This window comes from Mycobacterium sp. (assembly GCF_046330795.1).
GTDB lineage: Bacteria > Actinomycetota > Actinomycetes > Mycobacteriales > Mycobacteriaceae > Mycobacterium.
On sequence record NZ_JAXLSA010000001.1, the window covers coordinates 527873 to 549159 of the forward strand.

22 protein-coding genes are annotated in these 21287 nt (G+C 66.5%); 14 read left to right on the forward strand and 8 right to left on the reverse strand.

What is annotated here, in order from left to right:
* Nucleotides 1-63: 63 nt before the first annotated feature.
* Nucleotides 64-405 (forward strand): hypothetical protein, encoded by a 342-nt coding sequence (locus U0R18_RS02565; RefSeq protein WP_526365633.1) that lies wholly within the window; start codon nt 64-66, stop codon nt 403-405.
* Nucleotides 398-1000 (forward strand): Dabb family protein, encoded by a 603-nt coding sequence (locus U0R18_RS02570; RefSeq protein ID WP_526365635.1) that lies wholly within the window; start codon nt 398-400, stop codon nt 998-1000. The genes U0R18_RS02565 and U0R18_RS02570 overlap by 8 nt, the downstream gene beginning before the upstream one ends.
* Nucleotides 1001-1006: 6 nt before the next feature.
* On the opposite strand, the gene U0R18_RS02575 is transcribed toward U0R18_RS02570, so the two are convergent.
* Complete coding sequence (locus tag U0R18_RS02575; RefSeq protein ID WP_526365637.1) at nt 1007-2455, reverse strand: HNH endonuclease signature motif containing protein; 1449 nt, start codon at nt 2453-2455, stop codon at nt 1007-1009.
* 41 nt (nt 2456-2496) lie between these two features.
* Here U0R18_RS02575 and U0R18_RS02580 point away from each other — a divergent pair.
* Nucleotides 2497-3722 (forward strand): IS3 family transposase gene (locus U0R18_RS02580; protein ID WP_526367371.1). Its coding sequence is split into 2 segments (ribosomal slippage): nt 2497-2728 and nt 2728-3722, totalling 1227 coding nucleotides; the frame shifts between segments, so codons are not numbered across the junction.
* An 80-nt stretch (nt 3723-3802) separates the two neighbouring features.
* On the opposite strand, the gene U0R18_RS02585 is transcribed toward U0R18_RS02580, so the two are convergent.
* The 4 genes from U0R18_RS02585 to U0R18_RS02600 are packed head-to-tail and all read right to left on the reverse strand — an operon-like array spanning nt 3803 to nt 7604.
* Nucleotides 3803-4366 carry an ATPase gene (locus tag U0R18_RS02585; RefSeq protein WP_526365639.1) on the reverse strand — a complete coding sequence of 188 codons (564 nt, stop codon included), beginning with the start codon at nt 4364-4366 and terminating at the stop codon, nt 3803-3805.
* A gap of 7 nt (nt 4367-4373) precedes the next feature.
* Nucleotides 4374-4796, reverse strand: coding sequence for a TA system antitoxin ParD family protein (locus U0R18_RS02590; RefSeq protein ID WP_526365641.1), 423 nt, complete (start codon nt 4794-4796; stop codon nt 4374-4376).
* A 40-nt stretch (nt 4797-4836) separates the two neighbouring features.
* Nucleotides 4837-5724 carry an SDR family NAD(P)-dependent oxidoreductase gene (locus U0R18_RS02595; RefSeq protein WP_526365643.1) on the reverse strand — a complete coding sequence of 296 codons (888 nt, stop codon included), beginning with the start codon at nt 5722-5724 and terminating at the stop codon, nt 4837-4839.
* On the reverse strand, nt 5721-7604 hold the full coding sequence (locus U0R18_RS02600) for a flavin-containing monooxygenase (RefSeq protein WP_526365645.1): 1884 nt from the start codon (nt 7602-7604) through the stop codon (nt 5721-5723). Before U0R18_RS02600 ends, U0R18_RS02595 begins: the two co-directional genes overlap by 4 nt.
* Before the next feature lie 100 nt (nt 7605-7704).
* Between U0R18_RS02600 and U0R18_RS02605 the strand changes: the two genes are divergently transcribed.
* From U0R18_RS02605 to U0R18_RS02655, 11 genes are all read left to right on the forward strand, one after another.
* Nucleotides 7705-9258 carry an acyl-CoA synthetase gene (locus U0R18_RS02605; protein ID WP_526365647.1) on the forward strand — a complete coding sequence of 518 codons (1554 nt, stop codon included), beginning with the start codon at nt 7705-7707 and terminating at the stop codon, nt 9256-9258.
* On the forward strand, nt 9251-10357 hold the full coding sequence (locus U0R18_RS02610) for a zinc-binding dehydrogenase (RefSeq protein WP_526365649.1): 1107 nt from the start codon (nt 9251-9253) through the stop codon (nt 10355-10357). Before U0R18_RS02605 ends, U0R18_RS02610 begins: the two co-directional genes overlap by 8 nt.
* Nucleotides 10358-10370: 13 nt before the next feature.
* Complete coding sequence (locus U0R18_RS02615) at nt 10371-11789, forward strand: aldehyde dehydrogenase family protein (protein WP_526365651.1); 1419 nt, start codon at nt 10371-10373, stop codon at nt 11787-11789.
* A complete protein-coding gene (locus tag U0R18_RS02620) occupies nt 11786-12559 on the forward strand; it encodes an enoyl-CoA hydratase/isomerase family protein (protein WP_526365653.1) in 774 nt (257 codons plus the stop codon). Before U0R18_RS02615 ends, U0R18_RS02620 begins: the two co-directional genes overlap by 4 nt.
* On the forward strand, nt 12544-13653 hold the full coding sequence (locus U0R18_RS02625; protein WP_526365655.1) for an acyl-CoA dehydrogenase family protein: 1110 nt from the start codon (nt 12544-12546) through the stop codon (nt 13651-13653). Before U0R18_RS02620 ends, U0R18_RS02625 begins: the two co-directional genes overlap by 16 nt.
* Entirely contained in the window at nt 13650-14657 is a 1008-nt protein-coding gene (locus U0R18_RS02630; RefSeq protein WP_526365657.1) for an acyl-CoA dehydrogenase family protein, read from the forward strand. The genes U0R18_RS02625 and U0R18_RS02630 overlap by 4 nt, the downstream gene beginning before the upstream one ends.
* Before the next feature lie 60 nt (nt 14658-14717).
* Nucleotides 14718-15191 carry a nuclear transport factor 2 family protein gene (locus U0R18_RS02635; protein ID WP_526365659.1) on the forward strand — a complete coding sequence of 158 codons (474 nt, stop codon included), beginning with the start codon at nt 14718-14720 and terminating at the stop codon, nt 15189-15191.
* The gene (locus U0R18_RS02640; RefSeq protein WP_526365661.1) at nt 15191-16045 is read left to right on the forward strand and encodes an SDR family oxidoreductase; all 855 of its coding nucleotides are present in this window, start codon (nt 15191-15193) and stop codon (nt 16043-16045) included. Before U0R18_RS02635 ends, U0R18_RS02640 begins: the two co-directional genes overlap by 1 nt.
* Before the next feature lie 85 nt (nt 16046-16130).
* The gene (locus U0R18_RS02645) at nt 16131-17060 is read left to right on the forward strand and encodes an alpha/beta hydrolase (protein ID WP_526365663.1); all 930 of its coding nucleotides are present in this window, start codon (nt 16131-16133) and stop codon (nt 17058-17060) included.
* Between the two features lie 84 nt (nt 17061-17144).
* On the forward strand, nt 17145-18221 hold the full coding sequence (locus U0R18_RS02650) for a hypothetical protein (protein ID WP_526365665.1): 1077 nt from the start codon (nt 17145-17147) through the stop codon (nt 18219-18221).
* Nucleotides 18222-18234: 13 nt separating this feature from the next.
* Nucleotides 18235-19011 carry an SDR family NAD(P)-dependent oxidoreductase gene (locus U0R18_RS02655; protein WP_526365668.1) on the forward strand — a complete coding sequence of 259 codons (777 nt, stop codon included), beginning with the start codon at nt 18235-18237 and terminating at the stop codon, nt 19009-19011.
* A 12-nt stretch (nt 19012-19023) separates the two neighbouring features.
* Here the strand turns inward: U0R18_RS02655 and U0R18_RS02660 are convergent, their stop codons facing one another.
* Genes U0R18_RS02660 through U0R18_RS02670 form a run of 3 tightly spaced genes read right to left on the reverse strand, consistent with a single transcriptional unit; the run spans nt 19024 to nt 21273 of the window.
* A complete protein-coding gene (locus U0R18_RS02660; RefSeq protein WP_526365670.1) occupies nt 19024-19827 on the reverse strand; it encodes an SDR family NAD(P)-dependent oxidoreductase in 804 nt (267 codons plus the stop codon).
* A gap of 10 nt (nt 19828-19837) precedes the next feature.
* Nucleotides 19838-20113: a ferredoxin gene (locus tag U0R18_RS02665; protein WP_526365672.1), complete on the reverse strand. Its 276-nt coding sequence runs from the start codon at nt 20111-20113 to the stop codon at nt 19838-19840.
* A complete protein-coding gene (locus U0R18_RS02670) occupies nt 20110-21273 on the reverse strand; it encodes a 3-ketosteroid-9-alpha-hydroxylase subunit A (RefSeq protein ID WP_526365674.1) in 1164 nt (387 codons plus the stop codon). Before U0R18_RS02670 ends, U0R18_RS02665 begins: the two co-directional genes overlap by 4 nt.
* Nucleotides 21274-21287 lie beyond the last annotated feature (14 nt).

Sequence of the window (21287 nt, forward strand, 5' to 3'; positions counted from 1 at the left end):
ATGGTCTCCCGATGGCCGGGAGCGCGCAATCCGGGTCCGCTACCCCGCCCTTAGCGTGACGGCATGGGCGATGTTTCTGTCATCGACCGGGTGATCACGCGGCCCGGCCGCGCCCGGGAGTTCATCGACCGATACCTGGCGGAGTACGCGCCCGGTGCCCGGGAGCGCGGCATGACGTTGCGGGACGTTCTGGTCAGTCCGCCGATCTGGTTCGACGATCAGCCCAACACTGTGACCGTGATCTGGACGTTGCCCAGCGCTCAGGCCTGGTGGGAGATGACGTGGCAAGGCCGGCCAGATGCCTCGCTGGGCGAATGGTGGTCGCGGATCGATGAACTCGTGACCGAGCGTTCGCGGTCGGTGGCCGCGGCTGCCGATGACGTTGACGGGCTCTGCGATGTATAGCGTGACGCGACTCCTCGATGTCGACGAGCCAGACCGTGCGCGGGTGCTCGGCTCGCTGCGTACTGCTGCGGCTGCCTCCGGTGCCCAGAACTGGGTCGTCGAACCGACCCTGCCCGGATCGCGCAACGGCGGAGATGTTCTCGTCCACCTCCGATTCGATTCGGCACCAAACTATTTCAATCTGGATCTCGACGATCCGGCGATAACCCGGGTCAACGGAGCCGACTACACCGGAATGCCCATACGTACCGGTGAACCGGGCAGCGTGTACCGGGCACTGTTGTTGTCCGTAACCCCCGACACCGACATGGCGGCCGTCGAGCGGTTCGAGCGGGAACTCATGATGCTTCCCCGGTACGTGTCCAGCATTCGCGCTTGGCAGCTCAGCCCAATCTTGGAGCCTGTCGGTGCGACCGCCTGGACACACGTCTTCGAGCAGGAGTTCAGTGACGTGAACGGTCTCATGGGGCCCTATCTGATGCACCCGATACATTGGGCGGTGGTTGATCGATGGTTCGATCCAGAGGCCACCGATTGTATTGTGCGAGACCGGGTCTGCCATAGCTTCTGTAACACTATGACCGCCGTGCTCTGACCCGGCTCAGCTGGTGTCGTTGTGGGCGCGGCGGTTCTTGATGCGGGCCGCTCGGTCGGCGCCGCGGGTGCGACGGCGTTTGGGCATCTGCAGGCCCCGGTTGGCCGGCGCCGGGGTGTTGACCGGTGGTGGCGGAAGTTCAGCGGTGGTGACACCCCAGTCCGGGAAGGCCACCCGCGCCCCCGGATAGGTCGTGTATGTCCGCCCCGTGGGCGCGGTCCACTCGATCCGCCCGTCGGGGTATTGCCGATCCGACCAGCCACCCTCACCATCGTGGAACGTCTTGAGCAAGTGATGTTTGCGGCATAAACAGCGCAGGTTCGACGGATGCGTCGGCCCCACCGGATACGGGATCGCATGATCGATATCGCACATTTCGGCCGGGGCGCTGCAGCCCGGGAACCGGCACGTCATATCCCGGCACCGCACGAACCGTTGAGTCGCCACCGACGGCCGATACCGATCCTCGGCCGCCGCGCACGGCGTCGTCAACGGCACCACCGTGGCCCCGTTACGGATCAACTGCGCCAACAACGCCGGCGGCACGATCCCCCCGACCGTCAACTGCGCCGGGGCCACCCGCGCAGACCGCGACGGCGCCTCAGTGGGTGCATCGGTCGGCGCGTCAGGCCCGTCCGGTGCGGCCGGTGCGGCCGGCGACGACGTCCCCGCCGAAGAGGATCCCGCAGACGCGGCCGCGCGGGCCGCCTCGACCGTGGCCGCCTCGGCCACCACCGTGATCACCACCGTGCCCGCCAACCCGGTACTGGTCGGATTCGGGCACACCGGCGACCCACACTCACACGCGATCCGATCCGCCCCCGCCAACACCGCACCCATCGCCGCCGCACGACGCTGCCCCACCGTCCGCGGATCCCCGGCACACACCGACCGCGCGATCAAGGCCAACCGCCGCTCGCCCACCTCCGCATCCACCTTCAACAACCGGCCCCACATCGAACACGTGCCCGTCGCATCATCCGGCTTACCGAACTGCACATCCAACCCCTGCTTGGCCGCCTCGAACCACTCCCTGGCCTGCGGATCATGCTTGCCCACCAGCGCATCGATCGCCGCATCGACCTTCGCATCCGAGAGCACCCCCCATCGCTCGGCCGCCCCGGCGATCCCCGCATCAATGGCCGCCATCGCCTGCGCATCGATCACCAGATGCGTCCGCCACGAAATCGTCGCCACCAACCGCGCCCCGATCCCCCCAGCCAAAAACAACGCATTGACCCTGGGCAACCGCTCCCGCAACGACCGCGCCAAGAACATCTGCGACGACGCCCGACGCGCCGAGATGTTCAACGCCGCACCCACCTCCGCCGCCGTGGCATCCCACAGATCACACGCCCAGAACTCCCGCTCATCCCCATCCGGAGCACTGATCCGCCCCGGCGTGTCGGGAGAGTTCTTCCGTTGGGAAGGATGGGCACGTGGGATCGAAGTCATCGAGGCGGTATCCGGAAGAGCTGAAGACGCGGGCGGTGCAGATGGTGGCCGACCTGCGCGGCGACACGACTTCGGAGTGGGAGGCGATGGGCCGGGTCGCTGACCTTCTGGGCGTCGGAACGGCGGAAACGGTCCGCAAATGGGTCCGCCAGGCCGAGATCGACGCCGGGGATCGGGCCGGGCAGACCAGCGAGGAATCCGAGGTGCTGCGCAAGCTGCGCCGGGAGAACGCCGAACTCAAGCGGGCCAACGCGATCCTGAAAGCAGCCTCGGTTTTCTTCGCCGCCGAGCTCGACCGGCCCAGTCAGTAGTCGTGGAGTTCATCAACGCCCACCAGCACACGCGGGTGGGCGTTGATGGTCTCAAGTGGGGTGTCGAGTCGATGTGCGCCGTACTGTCCGAGTACGGCGTCACGATCGCCCCGTCGACGTATTACGCCCACCGCGCCCGATACGGCCCGTCAAAGACGGATTGGGCTGACGCGCAGGTGATTGATGCAATCTGGCGGCTGCGCCAGTCGCAGAGCCTGTACCAGGTGCTGGGCGCCCGTAAGACGTGGATCGTGTTGCGTACCAACGGTATCGATGTTTCTCGCTGCGTAGTGGAGCGGGTCATGCGGGAAATGGGATGGCGCGGGGCGTGCAAGCGCCGCCGGGTACGGACCACCGTCGCCGATCCTGCCGCGCACCGGGCGCCGGACCGCGTGTCTCGGCGGTTCGCCGCCGAGGCGCCTGATCGTGTGTGGGTGGCCGATTTCACCTACTGCCGCACCCGTGCCGGCTGGGCCTACACCGCGTTCGTGACCGACGTCTACGCCCGCAAGATCGTGGGCTGGAAGGTGGCCACCGAGATGACCCAGAAACTGGTGACCGATGCGATCAATCACGCCATCGACACCAGAAAGCGTTCTGGCACAACCTCTTTGGAATCACTTATCCACCACAGCGATGCGGGCGCCCAATATACCGCCGTTGCGTTCACCGAACGGTTGGCCGGCGAAGGGATCGTGCCGTCGATCGGATCGGTCGGCGATAGTTTTGATAACGCTCTGGCCGAATCGGTGAACAGCAGCTACAAGACCGAACTCATCGACCACCAACCGCCCTACCCCGGCGCCACCGAGCTCTCCCTGGCCACGGCCGAATGGGTGGCCTTCTACAACCGTCAGCGGCCCAACGGCTACTGCCAGGACCTGACGCCGGACCGCGCTGAAGCGCTCTACTACCATCGCCAGCGGCACCCTCAGACCGAGGAGGCACTCAGATAAGAGAACCTCCCGACACGCCGGGGCGGATCAACATGAGGCAACTTGGTGACAAGGCGGCGCAACAAGCCGGTGAACTGGGACTATGCCAGTGGACTCGGTGTCCAGGTCGGCCACGCGGGTGCGCCGATGAGGTACCCCCCGGCAAACTGCGCGACGATTCGCGGACCATTCAACCCGCTGTTGTCGTACACCGTGGCCGAGTCACAGCGCGTGATCGCTGTGGCCACCAGGGGCCACAACCGTCGGTAGCGCTGCCGGATCTTGTCGGCCGGAACATGGTGACCCCCAGCGGCCACCCGGAGGCGGACCCGTTCGACGGCCAGGGCCTCGGGGATCAACAGCACGTGCAGCGCCACCGTGTAACGGGCTTCGTGCGCATCGTCGATCAGTTCCAACTTCGACGGATGGGAGAACACCGTCTCGGCGATGAACGATTGCCCCAGTTCGATCAATCGGGACCGAGTCTGGCCGGCCACCCGGGCCGCCTCGTAGGAGTGTTCTGCCGGGGTGTCGGGCCAACGCTGCCGGGCGATCTCGTCGGCGTTGACGAACCCGCTGCCGGGCAGCAGCGGTGCCAGGGTCAGCTCGACGAATGTCGTCTTGCCCGCGCCGTTGGATCCGACGACCAGATCGAGTCGCTTCACCAGACTGTCAGGACGCCGACCTCACCCGACGCCGTTTGGATGCCGCGGCCTTCGTCAAAACCTTTGTGCTGCCATCAGGTCGATGTTCGACGATCTGGCCCGCATCGTTCAACGCGACCGTGGTGATGCCGCGACGGGCCAGCGTGGCACCGTAGTCGGCGGTGCTCAAGGACTGCTGGATCGCCGCGTCGATCTCGGCGTTGAACACCACACCCTCTTCGGCGCCGAGCGCACCGAGGTCCAGCTCACCGGCCAGCGCGGCCTCGACACGCCGGCGCGCAGCGCTGTGTTGGCTCGACACCGCACGACCAACCCGGGCCCAGTGATCGAGCTGCTGTTTGGCCGACCGGCTCTGGCGAGCCCCTTCGGCGGCTGCGCTGTCGAGAAGATCGGCGGCAAAGCGGGTGACGCGGTCGGCGTTGTCGGGCATCAAGCCTCCTGTAACAAGGTGCTACCAGCGTAGCAGAATGCTACATCCCGAGCGGCATGATGTTCGGGTTCGACGAAGTCGGCGGCTCCAGCGGCGGCAACACCGAACGACCGTCCAGCGTATGCACCGAGAGTCCCGAGGACCACGGATAATGCAGGCTGAACGCCACCAATCCGGTGCGTTCGGCCGCGGGCAGGTGACACATCGCCAGCACCGTCTCCGCCAGGTACTCGACCGGTTCGGTCGGGAAGCTGTCGGGAATCAGGGACGCGGCCCCCGGTGTCCGCACGGCGGTCGACGGACCCACGCAGTTCACGGCGATATTGGAGTCCAGCAGTTCAGCTGCCACCCCTTGGGTGAATCGGTGTAGCGCGGCCTTGCACGACGCGTAGATCACGTCGCCGGAGGTCTTGTTGTATTCCCGATACGGCCGTAATGGCGCTACCCCGGTGACCGAACCGATGTTGACGATCCAGCCCGCGCCCTGCTCACGCATATGAGGCACAGCGGCTCTGGTCAGCGCGAAAGGGGTGCGTAGGTAATGCTCGACGGTGCGGTCGAAGGTTTCGAGATCCATCTCCTCGATCACCGCGTAGTCGGCGAACCCGGCATTGTTCACCACGATGTCGACCCGGCCCGTCCGCTCGAGTACCGCGTCGATCAGACCGTCCCGCTGCCGGGGGTCCTCCAGGTCCGCCGCCAGACCGAACGCTTCTCCTCCTGCGGATTCGATCAACGCGATGGTCTCGTCGATGGTCCCGGGGATCGCCGACCCCACACCGCTCCGCACTGACACCGACGGTTCGTACGACCGCGCCGTCACCGCCACGGTGGCGCCCTCGCCAGCCAGCCGCTGCGCGATCGCGCGGCCTATCCCCCGGCTGCTACCGGTCACCAGAGCCGTTTTGCCGCAGAGCAATCCGGTCATCGGACGATGAAGTCAGATTCGACCGGCGCACGATGCCCGTGCCACACGTCCACCAGGCGGTACGGGAACGCCGTCACGATCCTGCCACCGCCCGAGCGGTAGTAGGTGTGCGCGGTCGGAGTGTGACACCACACCGTGCCCGCCATGGTGGCGTCGATATCGGCGACGTACCCCTCGTGCGCCACCGGGGTGACCTCGATGGCCCGACCGCCCCGATTCGCCAGCAGCTGAAGGCATTCCATGACGTAGTGACTGAACACCTCGACGCCGAAATTGTGCCCGGCACCGTGCCCGGGGCTGTAGTTCGGCGCCGAGGAGATGAACAGATTGGGGAACCCGGGCACCGTGCCGCCACGGTAGGCGGCCGGGCTATCGCCCCAGACCTCGGCCAACCGCACGCCGTCGCGACCGGAGATGTCCATGGTGGACAGGAAATCCAGGTAGTAGCCGGTGGCGTAGATGATCACATCGAGGTCGATCTGCCGGCCGTCGGCCGTGACGATCCCGGTCTCGTTCACCCGCAAAGGTTCGGCCGCTTCCACATCCACGTGCGACCGCGTCAATGCCGCATAGTAGCCGCCGGGATCCCGAATGATGCGCTTGCCGTACGGGGCGAAGTCCGGAGTCACTTTGCGGGCCAATTCACTTCCGGCGCCGAACGTCCGGTCGATGTATCCCTGGCAGATCTGCAACAGTCGATCGTTCGCCGGCGAGATGGATAGATGCTCGGCGGCCCACTCCGGATCCCGGATGATCACCGGGTAGTTGTTGTCGGCGGTCCCCCAGAACGACTTCAGTCGCGTCCAGTTCGCGTAGAACGGCAGGTGCGTGCCCAGCCATCGCTGGTGTTCGGGTACTTCATCGCTCAACCGCCTGCGCGGCGCGACCCAGTGCGGCTGGCGCTGGAACACCGTGAGGTGCGCCACCTGGTCGACCGTGGCGTCCACGATCTGGACCGCGGTGCAGCCCGCCCCGATGATCGCGACCCGCTTGCCGGTCAGATCCAGCTCGCGATCCCACAGCGCCGAGTGAATGCTGATGCCCCCGAAGGACTCCCGGCCTTCGAGATCGGGCCAGCGGGGCCGGTTGAGGTAGCCGACCGCTGGCACCACCACGTTGGCTTGGTTTATCGAGTCGCCGTCCGGGCCGGTCGCGCGGATCTCCCACTGCGCGCGCTCCTCGTCCCAGCGCAGCGCAGTGACCTCCGTCGAGAATCGGATGTGAGCCCGCAGCCCATTCGCCTCGGCGATCGATTCGAGGTAGCGCTGGTACTCGTCGCCCATCGGGTAGTAGCTCGACCAGTCGCCGTTGATATCGCGAGACAGCGAGTAGTACGCCGACGGGGTGTCCACGCCCAGGCCAGGATAGACGGTGGTGTACCAGGTGCCACCCACCTCGTCGTTGCGGTCGTAGATCTCGTAGTCGATTCCGGCGTCCGCACACGCCAACGCAGCCGTCATCCCGGCCATCCCGGCCCCGATGATCGCGACACGGAAGTCCGGCGGCAACTTGCTGGTGCGCGGCAGCACCGGCTGTGTCGGCTGAAAACCGCCCTGCTCCAACAACAACCCGAAATACTCGTCTCCGACGGGGCCGCCAAGGGCCACCGGTGCGACCCGCTCGAACAGTTCGGGATCGATATCGGCCGGACGTGGACCGCTCATCGCCACCACGATCGCGTCGGCCAGTTCGGCCATCGTGTCGTCGTCGGCCACGCCGAGTTGCTCGGGCGGATCGGGCACATGCGAGATGCGGCCGGCGAACCGGTCCACCACACCCGCGTCGCCGGTGAGCTGCGCCAGCACCGCCACCAGGACGCCGGCGTCGGCCTGCAGCAGATGGGTTCGCAGGTCGCAGTCCACGGTGATGCCAGTGCTCATGGCAGGAAGTATCCGGCGGGGACGCCGGCGGTGGCAGTGGCCTGCCTACTGAGCGGGACACGACCGGGCTTGGCCGTCCACACCGCCATATGGTCGGCGCATGCACGTGGATCCGGTGATCGCCTCGGCACGCAGTCACGCCCTCGGCGACATCCCGCGCCGCTCGGCACGGAAATTCCCGGACAAGACCGCCATCGTCGACGGCGACGTCACGCTGACGTTCGCCCAGTTCGAGAACCTGGTCGATCGGGCGGCAGCAGCGTTGCAGGACAATGGGTTTCACCCCAGCCACCGAATTGCGCTGCTGGCCCACAACTGCTGGCAGTACGCGGTCCTCGCGTTCGCCACCGCCCGGGCCGGTGTCGCACTGGTGCCGGTGAATTTCATGCTGACCGCCGAGGAGATCGCCTACATCCTGGAACACAGCCAGGTCACCGGGTTTGTCGTGGAGGACGCGCTGATCCCGACTGCCGAGGCCGCCATGGCGCTCGGTGGGCAGGTTGCCACCACGGCGGCAATCGGTGCCGCTCCCGACGGCTGGGCAGATTTCGCGGACTGGCTGGCCACGGATGCGCCCGCACCGCAGCCGCACGTCGACGACGACCAGGTCATCCGGATCATGTACACCAGCGGCACCGAGTCGCACCCCAAGGGCGCCATACACTCGAGCCGCAGCCTGATCGGCAACTACGTCAGCACCATCGTGGCCGGATCCATGTCTGCCGACGACGTCGAGGTGCACTCCTTGCCGCTGTACCACTGCGCGCAACTGGACAACTTCCTGGCCACCGATATCTACCTGGGTGCCACCAGTATCATCGTGTCGCGCCCCGACCCGGAACTGGTGTTGCGCACCATCGAGCGGTACGGCGTGACGAACTACTTCGCACCTCCCACGGTGTGGATCTCGCTGCTGCGGTCGCCGGTCTTCGACCAGGTGAATCTGTCGAGTCTGCGTAAGGGCTATTACGGCGCGTCGGCGATGCCCGTGGAGATCCTGGCCGAAATGCGGCAGCGCCTGCCGAATCTGCGGCTGTGGAACTTCTACGGACAGACCGAGATGGCACCTTTGGCGTCGGCGCTCGGGCCCGACGAACAGGACGCCCACCCCGGTGCCGCCGGGCGGCCGGTGATCAATGTGGAGACCGCGATCGTGGACGGCGAGGGCCAGCCCCTCGGGCCCAATGTGGTCGGTGAGATCGTGCACCGCAGTCCGCACCTGATGCTCGGGTATCTGGACGCCCCGGAGAAGACCGCTCAGGCATTCGCGGGCGGCTGGTTCCATTCCGGTGACCTGGGTTATTACGACGAGCACGGTCTGCTCCACGTCGTGGACCGCAAGAAGGACATGATCAAGACGGGCGGTGAGAATGTCGCCAGCCGCGAGGTCGAAGAAGTCCTCTACCGGCACACCGGGGTCGAAGAGGTCGCCGTGTTCGGACTGCCGCATCCCGTCTGGGTCGAGGCCGTGGTGGCCGCGGTGGTGTCACGCGAGGGGTCAGCACCCACCGAGGAGGACATCCTGGCGCACTGCCGGGAACACCTGGCCGGGTTCAAGACGCCCAAACGCATCTTCTTCGTGGACGCGCTGCCCAAGAACCCCAGCGGGAAGTTGCTCAAACGCCAACTGAGAGAGGAATTCACCCTTGTTTGAGGGACGTATCGCGCGCTTCGACGGGCCCGGTGAGCCGTTCACCATCGAGTCGGTCAGCCTGCCCGGAGTAGGTCCCGGCGAGATCCTGGTGCGCATCACGCGGGCCAACATCTGCGGCTCCGATGTGCACGCCTGGCATGGCACGTTCGCGACCCGGGGCCTGGGCGGACAGCTGCCCACGGTGCTTGGCCATGAGATGGTCGGTGCGGTGGCGGCACTGGGCGAGGGGGTGACGACCGATTCCAACGGCGGACCGCTGCAAGAGGGCACGCGGGTGGTGTTCCCGTACTTCTTCTGCTGCCATACCTGCCGGAACTGCCTGGCCGGACGGCGCAACGCCTGCACCAACCTGAAGATGGCCATGCTGGGCCGGGCTGACGAACCGCCCTATTTCGTCGGTGGATACGGCGACTACTTCCTGCTGCCCGCCGGGGCGGTGGTCTACACCGTGCCGGACACCGTGTCCGACGAGATCGCCGCCGGGGCCAATTGCGCGCTTTCCCAAGTGATGTACGGCCTCGAGCGCGTCGATCTTCAACTCGGCGAGACGGTCGTGGTGCAGGGCGCCGGCGCGCTGGGCCTCTACGCTGTTGCCGTGGCCAAGGCTCGCGGGGCATCGACCGTGATCGCCGTCGAGGGGATGCCTGAAAGACTGGAACTGGCAGCCGCATTCGGCGCCGACGCCGTCATCGACATCACCGAGTTGACCGCCGAGAAGGACCGCGTCAAAAGGGTCCGGTCCTTGACCGACGGGCAGGGCGCCGATGTGGTCGTCGAGGTGGTCGGACATCCGGCCGCCATCGACGAGGGGCTGAAGATGCTGGCACAGTTCGGTCGCTACGTCGAGATCGGGAACATCAACATGGGCAAGACCTTCGAGTTCGACCCGTCCCGGTTCGTGTTCTCGAACAAGACCATCGTCGGTGTCTCGCTGTACGAGCCCGCGGTGCTGCACCGGGCACTGACATTCCTCGAGCGGAACCAAGACCGATTGCCGTTCGATCGACTGGCCGCCGCGCAGTACTCCCTGGACGAGATCAATGACGCCTTCGCCGCCGCCGATAGTCGCCGCGATGTGCGTGCGGCCATCGTGCCCTGACCGAGAGCACAATATGCACAACTACGCCCGTACCGAGCTCTACCTCGATGGCGCCTGGGTAGCCCCCCAGGGCACCGGCATGATCGAGGTGATCGACCCAGCCACCGAACAGCCCATCGGGAGCGTGCCCGCCGGGAACGCCGACGATGTCGACGCCGCGGTGGCCGCGGCGCGCACGGCTTTCGACCCGATGATCACGCTGGCCGAACGGCGCGAGCGGCTGACCGGGGTGATCACCGCGATGGAGAAGCGCCTACCGGCCATCGCCGGGACCATCACCGCCGAGATGGGCGCCCCGATCCGGATCGCACAGACCGTGCAGACCCAGGTGCCGCTAGCCGTTGCCCGCGGATTCGCCGACGCGCTGGACACCTTCGACCCCGAAGAGCGCATCGGGAACTCGCTGGTGATCCGTGAGCCCTACGGTGTAGTGGCCGCCATCACCCCGTGGAACTATCCGCTCTACCAGGTGGTGGCCAAGGTGCTGCCGGCCATCGCGGCCGGCTGCACGGTCGTGCTCAAGCCCAGCAACGAGGCCCCACTCTCGGTGTTCGAGTTCGTCGAGGCCCTCGACGACGCGGGCCTGCCGCCCGGCGTGGTCAACCTGGTGTCCGGGCCTGGCGCCGTGATCGGCGAACGGCTGGCCGAACATAGCGACGTCGACGTCGTGTCCTTCACCGGCTCTACGGGTGTCGGCGCCCGAGTGGGTGAGATCGCCGGGAGGACGATCAAGAAGGTGGCGCTCGAACTCGGCGGTAAGTCGGCCAACGTGATCCTCGACGGTGCAGACCTGGCTACTGCCGTCAAGGTCGGGGTCGGGAATGCCTTCCTCAACGGCGGGCAGACCTGCATGGCGTGGACGCGGATGCTGGTGCCCCGCGCTCGGTACACGGACGCGCTCAACCTCGTGGAGTCGGCCGTCGCCAAATACACCGTGGGCGACCCGTGGGATCCGGGCACCCGGATCGGACCATCGGCCTCCAAGGGTCAGTACGAGATCGTGCGGGGCTTCATCGAACGCGCCCAGCGGGACGGGGCCCGGTTGCTCACGGGTGGCGCCGATACGATCCGTGACACCGGATATTTCGTCGCACCAACAGTTTTCGCCGACGTCGACCCGGATTCCGAGCTGGGCCAGGAGGAGGTGTTCGGCCCCGTGCTGGCGGTCATCCCGTTCGACGATGACGATGACGCCCTGCGGATCGCCAACGGCACCCCGTACGGCCTGGCCGGTGCGGTCTGGGCGGCCGATGATGCCACCGCCATCTCCTTCGCCCGCCAGGTTCAGACGGGGCAGCTCGACATCAACGGCGGTTCCTACAACCCTGCCGCACCGTTCGGTGGGTACAAAAAGTCCGGGATCGGCCGTGAACTGGGCCGCTTCGGGTTCGAGGAATACCTGCAGACCAAATCGCTACAGTTGCCCGCATGACCGCGCTGAGGATCGAGGCCGCCGGCGACACCCAAACCTGGACCATCAACCTGCCCGAGGCCGGCAACGCGATCACCGACACGTCGTTCATCTCCGAGTTCGAGACCGCGGTGGACGCGGCCAACGCCGACACGGCGGTCCGGGCGATCATCCTGACCGGTGAGGGAAAGATCTTCTCCGCCGGCGGCAATGTCAAGGAGATGGCCGATCGGCAGGGCATGTTCGGCCTGCCGGCCATCGAACAGCGACATGCCTACGTCGACGGCATCCAGCGCATCCCTCGCGCACTCGCGCGGCTGGAGGTACCGATCATCGCCGCCGTCAACGGACCGGCGGTGGGCGCGGGCTGCGACCTCGCGATGATGTGCGATCTGCGGGTCGCCTCCGAACGGGCGTCGTTCGCCGAGAGTTTCGTCCAGATCGGCTTGGTTCCCGGCGACGGCGGCACGTGGTTCCTGCAGCGCGCCATAGGCTACGAGCGCGCCGCCGAGATGACGCTCACCGGCGACCGGATCGACGCCGCCACCGCGCTGGACTGGGGCCTGGTAGGACGGACGGTCCCCCACGATGAATTGATCTCGGCGGCAATGGAACTGGCTGACCGAATCACCAAGAACCCGCCGCATGCCGTGCGGATGGCCAAACGCCTGCTGCAGGAATCCCGCACCGGGGCGTTGGAATCCACCCTCGCAATGGCAGCCGCGATGCAGCCGCTGGCCCACCATGACCCCGAGCACCAGGGTCGGATCGCGAAATGGCGGAGCAACTGATGAACCGGTTGGTGCCACCCGCTGCCGTCGAACCCGACGAATTGCGCGCCCTGCGCGCCGAGGTCCGTGCGTTCCTGCACACCCAACCCTTCGCGCCGTTGGTGGACACCTGGTTGTCCGGCTGGGACGAGGAGTTCACCGCGGCACTGGCCGCGCGCGGCTGGATCGGCATGACGATACCGAAAGGCTATGGCGGCCATGGCCGTTCATTCCAGGAACGGTTCGTGGTCACGGAGGAACTCTTGGCGGCCGGGGCACCGGTCGCCGCGCACTGGATTGCCGACCGACAGATCGTACCTTCGCTGCTCAAGTACGGGACCGAGCACCAGAAGCAGGAATTCCTACCCAAGATCGCCCGCGGCGAATGCTTTTTCGGAATCGGCATGAGCGAACCCGACTCGGGCTCGGACCTGGCCAGCGTCCGCACCCGTGCCACCCGGGTGGACGACGGCTGGGCACTGACCGGCACCAAGGTGTGGACCTCGGGAGCGCACCTGGCGCACGCCTTCATCGGGCTGGCCCGGACCGAACCCGTCGACCCCGCGCACCGGCACGCCGGGTTGAGCCAGTTCATCGTCGATCTGCGCGGCTCCGGTGTCGAGATCCGGCCGATCATCTCGATGAACGGCGCCCACCACTTCAACGAGGTCATCCTGGACCAGGCCTTCGTACCCGATGACATGGTGTTCGGCGAGATCGGCGCCGGCTGGACGCAGGTGACCTCGGAGCTTGCCTTCGAGCGCAGCGGGCCCGAGCGGGTCCTGTCCACCTTTCCCCTACTGGCATCATGTGCCACCGATCCCGAACGTGAGCTCGGCAGGCTCGTCGCGCGGATCGCGGGTCTGCACCACATGTCCAGTGCGGTGGCCGGCGCGCTGGAACGCCACGAGCCTGCCGACGTTCCCGCCGCCGTGGTCAAAGTACTCGGCACGAGCACCGAGGGCGACATCGCCGATTACGCCGACCTACGCGGCGATCCCGCGCTTGCCGAGCTGGTGACCCGTGCCGTCGATCAGCGGCCCGGCTTCACCCTCCGCGGCGGAACCAACGAGATCCTGCGTGGCGTCATTGCGCGCGGACTGGGGTTGCGATGAGTGTTGACCCCGATCTGGCCGCAATGATGGATTCGGTATTCGCTGATCTTCGTGTGAACACCGCCCAAATGTGGTCACGGCTGGACAATCTGGGGCTGGTTCGTCTCACCGGACCCGAGTCGGTGGGCGGCAGTGGCGCGGGTTGGCCGGAGGCAGCCGAACTGCTGTCGGCCGCAGTGAGACACGGTGTCCGGGTCCCATTGGCCGAGCACGATCTGCTGGCTTGTTGGCTGCTCGATGCGACGGCCACGGTGTACACCCCGGCACGCCGCACGCTGGCCCTGCTCGACGCGGACGGGCGTGCGGATGGCGTCCCGTGGTGCGCGGACGCCGAGCGGATCGTCGTGGTGTGGCCCTGTGCGATCGACGGGGCCGACGGCTACCGGCTGGCGGACGTCGAACCGTCGGAGCTGTCGATCACCAAGGGCGCCAACATGATCGGCGAACCTCGGGACACCGTCGTCGCTACCGGGTTGTCCGGCGTCCCCGTTGACCCGGGTCTGGTGGCAAAGGTGCGGCACCGGGCAGCGCTGATCCGTGCGATCCAGGTCTGCGCCGCGCTGGATCGGAGCCTGGAGTTGTCGATCGAGCATGTCAGCTCGCGGGTGCAGTTCGGCCGGCCGTTGGCGAAGTTCCAGGCCATCCAGAACCTGATCTCCGACATCGCCGCCGAGTCCGCCCTGGCCCGCGCGGCCACCGAGGCAGCACTGTCGCGGGCCATCGCCGACGACTGGGCCGGCCGGGATGTCGAATTCGCTGTGGCGGTGGCCCGTTCATGCGCCGGCCATGCCGCCTCGGTAGCCGTTCGCAATGCGCATCAGGTGCACGGCGCCATCGGCACCACCATCGAGCACCGGCTGCACGAGTACACCCGGGCCACGCTGGCCTGGCGGTCGGAGTACGGTTCGGTCCGGTACTGGGACCAGCGGGTCGCCGATCTGGCCGGTACGGCACCCGACCTGTGGGGCCTCATCGCCCCGGCCCCCGGAGCGCGGACGCCGTAGTCCCACTGACCGGTCAGCACCGCTGTTACCACCACGACGACCGCGGTTGACTCCATATCCATGAGCAACGAGATCACACTGGCCGAACTGCAGGACTTCCTCGGCGCCTTCTGGTTCCACTACGACGAGGCGAACTACGACGAGATGGCCGCGGCCCACGCCGAGGACGTGCACTATCGGACTCGCAGCGACTCGGGTGCCAGCCCATTCGAGAACCTGATGTCGCCGGAGCTCAACGGCCGTGACGCGGTGATGGAATGGCTGACCGCACACCGCAAGGAGAGCCCTTACCCGCTTCGCCACCATGCGACGAACATCCACCGCACCGGCGTCTCCGGAGATGCGGTGCTGACCCGGTCCTACATCGTGGTCAACCAGATCGCGAACTACGTGCCGTTCCTGGTATCCAGTGGCGTCGTCAACGCCGCCATCCGGCGCGGCGCGAATGGCCTCGAATTCACCGACGTCGAGGTGATCCTTGATACCACCAACTCGGTGAACCTGGCCGACCTGCACGCCGACGCAACGCCTTGATGAGTGCATCCGAGATCTTCGGAGGTGGCATCGCTGTCATCACCGGCGCAGGCGCGGGCATCGGTGCCGGGCTGGCCCGGTACTCCCACGCACTCGGAATGACGGTGGTCCTGGCAGATGTCGACCTGAGTGCGGTCGAAGCGTTGCGGGACGAACTCGGCGACCGAGCGGTCGCGGTCGAGTGCGATGTCCGGGATCCCGCGGCGCTCACCGAGTTGGCCGGCCGGGTGTATCGGGATATCGGCCCGGTGCGGCTACTGGTCAACAACGCCGGTATCGAGCAGTTCGGTTATCTGTGGGACACCCCGGTGACGAATTGGCAACGCGTACTGGACATCAACATCAGCGGCGTCTTCTACGGAGTGCGCGCCTTCTTACCGATGATGATGGCCACGGACGCCCCGGCCTGGGTCTGGAACCTGTCGTCGATCGGCGGCGTGGCGGTGGTACCACTCCAGGCCCCCTACATCGTCAGCAAGCACGCCGTGCTAGCACTGACCGAATGCCTGCACCTGGAGGTGCAGCAGGCCGGCCATGACCACCATATTCACGTGCAGGCGGTGCTTCCCGGTGCAGTCGTGTCCAACATCTTCGAATCGGCCGGTGGGGTCGACGAAGCCGATAACGGTGCTGCGGAGTCCACTCGGGCGGCCATGCTCGATATCAAGGCCGAGGCGATGGACCCGATCGCTGCAGCCGAAGTGGTATTCGAACAGGCTGCCGAGGGCCGCTTCTATCTGCTCACCCAGCCGGAGTATGTCGGCTCGGCCATGACCGAACGGGCCAATGTCCTTGCCGGCCAAAGACCCCCGCTGCTCCGTACTACGCAGCGCTTCGACCCGGCGCACCAGTGAGGCCGCTCGGGCGAGTGTGCGTGCGGGTACAAAACACGCCGCGCGATCGTGTTCCTACGTGTCCGCTCGGCCCGGGGGTCGGCGCGTGATTGCGAAACTCGACCCCGACGCCGCGGCCCGGGTGGCGTCCTTCGGCCCGCCTGCCACGCTGCGTGAACGTGGCCTCCCCGCGGTCCGCAAAAGCCTCGAAACTGCTCCGCTACCCACAGATATGCCCGAAATGGCACGTATCGACGACGTTACGGCCGGGTCCGTCCCGCTGCGCATCTACCGGCCGACGCTCGAACCGGAAGTGCCCGTCGTGGTCTACTTCCACGGCGGTGGACTGGCCATGGGCTCGAACCATTCGTATGAACCACTGGCGCGAGCTCTGGCCAGTTACAGCGGTGCCACTGTCGTCGCAGTGGAATACCGGTTGGCGCCGGAGCATCCAGCCCCGGCTCAGTTCGACGACGCCTGGGCGGCGACCTGCTGGGTGGCCGAGCGCAGCACCGGACTCGGGATGGACGCAACCCGGCTCGCAGTGGCCGGCGACAGCGCGGGCGGTGGCTTGGCCGCCGCGGTCACCCTGGCCGCCCGCGACCACGGCGGGCCACCGATTTTCGCGCAGGTGCTGATGTACCCCGGAGTCGACCGCGATATGGGGACACCGTCGATCGGAGCGCTGGCGAACGCGCCGATGCTGACCCTGGACGATATCGAGTACCTGCACGACCTGGCCGATGGCGGCGCCCCCGCGACCCATGATCCCTATCGGGTGCCTGCGTATGCCACCGATCTGACCGGATTGCCGCCGGCCATCGTGCTGACCGCTGAGTGCGATCCGATCCGGGACTGGGGTGAGCGATATGCCGCCCGATTGCGGGACGCGCACGTGCAGACCACCGTGACGCGCTACCCCGGGATCTATCACGGGTTCCTGATGCGTTCGGAGGCCACGGCGCGCGGTCGACTGGCAATCGCGGAGACCGGTTCGCTGTTGCGGGCCAAGTTCGCGCATCCCCTTGATTTCTGACGTCCCGATCACCGGACAGCGCCGCGGTTCGGTGGCACACGGCGGCACACAATCAACGAAATACGTTTGCAGAAGGAGAATCAGATGCTCACCGAGGAACGCCGGATGCAGCTTTCCGACGTACTGCGGCCCGCGTCCCCCCCGCGCGAGATCGACAACGTCTACACCGCGGATCAGCGCCGCCGCCTGCTCGACGTCGTGCACGACAACGGGCCGTGGAATCTGATCATCGCCCAGCACTTCGCGTCGGCCGACGAGCTGATGGCGACCATGAGCGGGATGTTCCCGGAGGGCTTCGAGCCCTCGCTGGACCTGTTCCTGACCCCCACCTTCCGCGGCTACCTGGCCAACTACGGGGCTGTGCTCTACCCCGAACTGCACGACTGCTTCTACAACGCGCAGTTCCTCGAACAGGCCAAGAGCTACTGGGGCGCGCAGTACGCCAAGCCAGAGATGATGCTCTTCAACATCAACGGCCCGTGCGCCAATCGGGATCCGGGCCATCTGGATTCCCCGAGCTTCCGCGGTGTGCGGCACGAGAACGCACCCACCTGGTTGACCAGCGTGATGGGCAAATCCGGCCTGTTCTCCGATTATCTGATCAAGATGGCGCAGGTCATCACGTGGTTCTCGCTGGACACCGGTAGCGGGTTCACCTACTGGCCCGAGGGTCCGCTGAAGTCCCCCAAGCGGGTGCTGCCGCCGATCAACAACCGCGGGGTCGTGGTGCAGAACGAAATGATGATGCACCGCGGCGAGGCCAACGGCCCGTTGGATCAGCAGGTTCCGGCCGGACTGGCGTTCGAGACGGTATTCGCCGGCGACCCCGCCGATCGGGACGGATGGCTACTCCGCAACGGTGACGACGTCATTGCCCACCACCACACGGACGACCTGCGGTTCCTGGTGCACTGGTCGGCAGAGGTGTTCACCGATGCCGACGAGCTGAAGAAGAACATGGAGGGCTCCGACGATCTCACGATCGACAAGGCGATCGACATGATGGTCGACGACCTGGCCGGCAAGGGCATCAAACTCGACATTCCCAGCAAACCGCTGCACGATCCGGCGTTCATCGGCGGCCTCAACGCGGCCTACGATCTGGGCGGTCCTGCCGTCTACCCCGACGAGGCGCCCATCAGTGCCTTCCAGATGTCCTGAAAGGCACTGTGCCATGGATCGTTTCGCTGATCGAAGGGTGATCGTCACCGGCGCCGGATCGGGTATCGGGCAGGCCACCGTACTGCGTCTACTGGACGAGGGCGCCACCGTGGTGGCCGTCGACATCAATGCGCAGGGCCTGGAGAACACGGTGAAGTTGGCGTCCGACAACAACGCCCGGCTCACCACGATGGTGCTGGACATCGCCTGCGAGTCGGATGTGGTGACCGCCGTGGACGGCGCTATCGCCGGGCTCGGCGGGCTCGAGGTCCTGGTGAATGTGGCTGCGCTGCAGACCTGCTCGCACACGCACGAGACCACGCTGGAGGACTGGAATCGGACCATCGCAGTCAACCTGACCGGCACCTTCCTGATGACCCGGCAGGCGCTGCCCGCACTGCTGGCGTCGGGACGTGGCGTCATTGTGAATTTCACCTCCACCGCAGCCACATTCGCGCATCCGTACATGGCGGCCTATGCGGCCAGCAAGGGCGGGGTCCTGTCCTTCACGCATTCCCTTGCGCTGGAGTACTCGAAGCAGGGGTTGCGGGCGGTCAACATCCAACCCGGCGGGGTGTCGACCGCACTGGCCAACACCACGCTCGACAAGATGCCCGACGGTTACGACCTGGGCCTGTGGATGAAGCAGACTCCCCTGCTGCACGGCCAGACCAGCGAGATCCTGGGCGACCCGAGCGCGGTGGCCGCAGTGATTGCGATGGTGGCGTCCGACGACGGGGCGTTCATCACCGGCACCGAGATCCGCGTCGACGGCGGCGCCCACGCCTGACCGCTCCTCGGATCAGCGCACCACGACGGAGCTGGGCTCCCGGGGCTCACCCAGGTGCCGGTGCGAGGGCGGCACCCGGCCGTCCTCGTCCGTCAGGCCGTATTCCGCCGCCAACTCCGCGCCGATGAACGTGCGACCGCTGCGCTCGCTCAACGCCGGATCACGGTAGAGCGCATCGATCAAATGGCCTGTGAAATCCGGGGTTTCGGCATGCAACGCAAAATCGGCCAGCGCCGCAGCGTTATCCCCGAACACCGCCCGCGTCCGTTCGGTCAGCAGGATCCCCATCCAGATCGACACGGTCGACACCCGGGTGCCGGCGAAGTCGACCGCCATATCGGCGGCCATCTTGTCCACCCCGGCCTTCTGGGCCCCATAGGCTGGCCCATGCATATAGGCCACCGACCCGGGCGAAGACGTGAACGCGATCAACCCGCGCTCGGCTTCCAGCAACAACGGTGCGGCATACCAGGACGCCACGTACGACGACCGCAGTCCGACGTCCAGCACATCGGCCAGATCAAGGGGCTTCTCCCAGAACGGTTTCGGGTTCACCAGTTGATCGGAGACCACGGCGGCGTTGTTCACCAGCAGGTCCAGCCGACCGGCCTCGCGCCGGATCTGGTCGAACAACCCCGCCACCGCGGCATCGTCGGCGTGGTCCATCGGCACGGCTACGCCGCCCGGCGGGGTCTCTGCGATGCTTCGTCCGGTGACATAGACCGTCCAGCCCCGGGCTGCCAATGCCGCGGCGATCCCTCGTCCAGCGCCACGACTGGCGCCCGTCACCACTGCGACCAGTACCCCATCACTCATGGGCGTGAGCCTACTGTTCGTCGACCAAGGCCAGCTCACCCGCGGACACTGCGCACAGGATCGACTCGGTCAGTTCCGAGCAACCTAGGAAGATTCCCCGGCCATCGAGCGCGCACAGCGCGCGGGCGTCGTGGCGTTGTTCGCAGCGGGCGACACTCATGGCGTCCCATTGGACGCTGGTCTGCTCCCAGGTGCTCTTGCGGGCCAGGACATTGGCCGAGCAGCGTCGGCAGGCCACATGCACCATCGGACTGTCGGCCAGCCGGTTGTCGGGCCGGACGGTCATTCCGAGGGACCCGACGATCTTGCCACCGCCGGGACGACGCCCGCGTTGATGTTGTCCTGGACCTCCTTCGTCCACGCTTCGCGCGGCCGTGTGGTGTCGATCTCGAACTCGAAGCGGTCGACCATGTCGGGTGTCACGTCGGCGACGTCGACGTAGAACTGCTCGTACCACCGGCGCAATTGGTAGACCGGGCCGTCCTCCTCGACAAGTAGCGGGTTGTCGATGCGCGCCTTGTTGCGCCAGATCTGGACGTCCTGCTCGAAGCCGAGCTTGACGAAGTCACCCAGTGCGACGGCGGTCTGCACCGCAACCTCCTCTGGAAGCTCCGCGGACTTCTTCACAATGATTCCGTATTGCAGCACAAAGGAATTCGTATCGATGGGATAGTGGCAGTTGATGAGAACCGTCTGCGAATCGCCGTGGTCGTAGTGATAGGTCAGATCATCGATCATGAACGACGGGCCGTGGTAGGACGCCAGCGACGAGGTACCGAGCAGCTTCACTCCGCCCTCGGCATCGCCGAGGTCCGGGCGCGACCCGCTGGTCATGTACTGCGTCGCGGTGTGACCTTCGAAGATGTTCTTGAAGTGGGTGGGCATGGTGCCGTGGATATAGAAGAAGTGCGCCATGTCAACGACGTTGTCGATGATCTCGCGGCAGTTGGTCTTGACCACCGTGGTGTACCAGTGCCAATCGGTCCACTCATCACTGGACGCGCCGTCGATCCGCGGGATCGTCACATCCTGGGGTGGCGCCTTGCACTCTGGGTCGTTCCAGATGAAGAGCATGCCGTCCTGCTCGAGGGTGGGCCAGGTGGCGGTGCGGGCCAACCGCGGGGCGCGCCGGGCGTAGGGCACCTGCTTGCAGCGGCCGTCGCCGCCCCAGCGCCAGTCGTGGAATGGACAGGCCACCTCGTCGCCCTTGACCGTGCCCTGGGACAGGTCCCCGCCCATGTGCCGGCAGTAGGCGTCGAGCACGTTGATCCGGCCGTCCCCGCTCCGGAACACGACTAGCTTCTGGCCGAACGCGTTGACGGAGTGCGGCGTGCCGTCGCCGAAGTCTCTGATCAGTCCCAGGCAGTGCCAGCCCCGGGCGAAGCGGGTGGGCGCGGCCTGGGCCTCGATGAGCCGAACCTGCTCAGCATCTTGCGGCGTGGTCATGCGCCGATTGAACC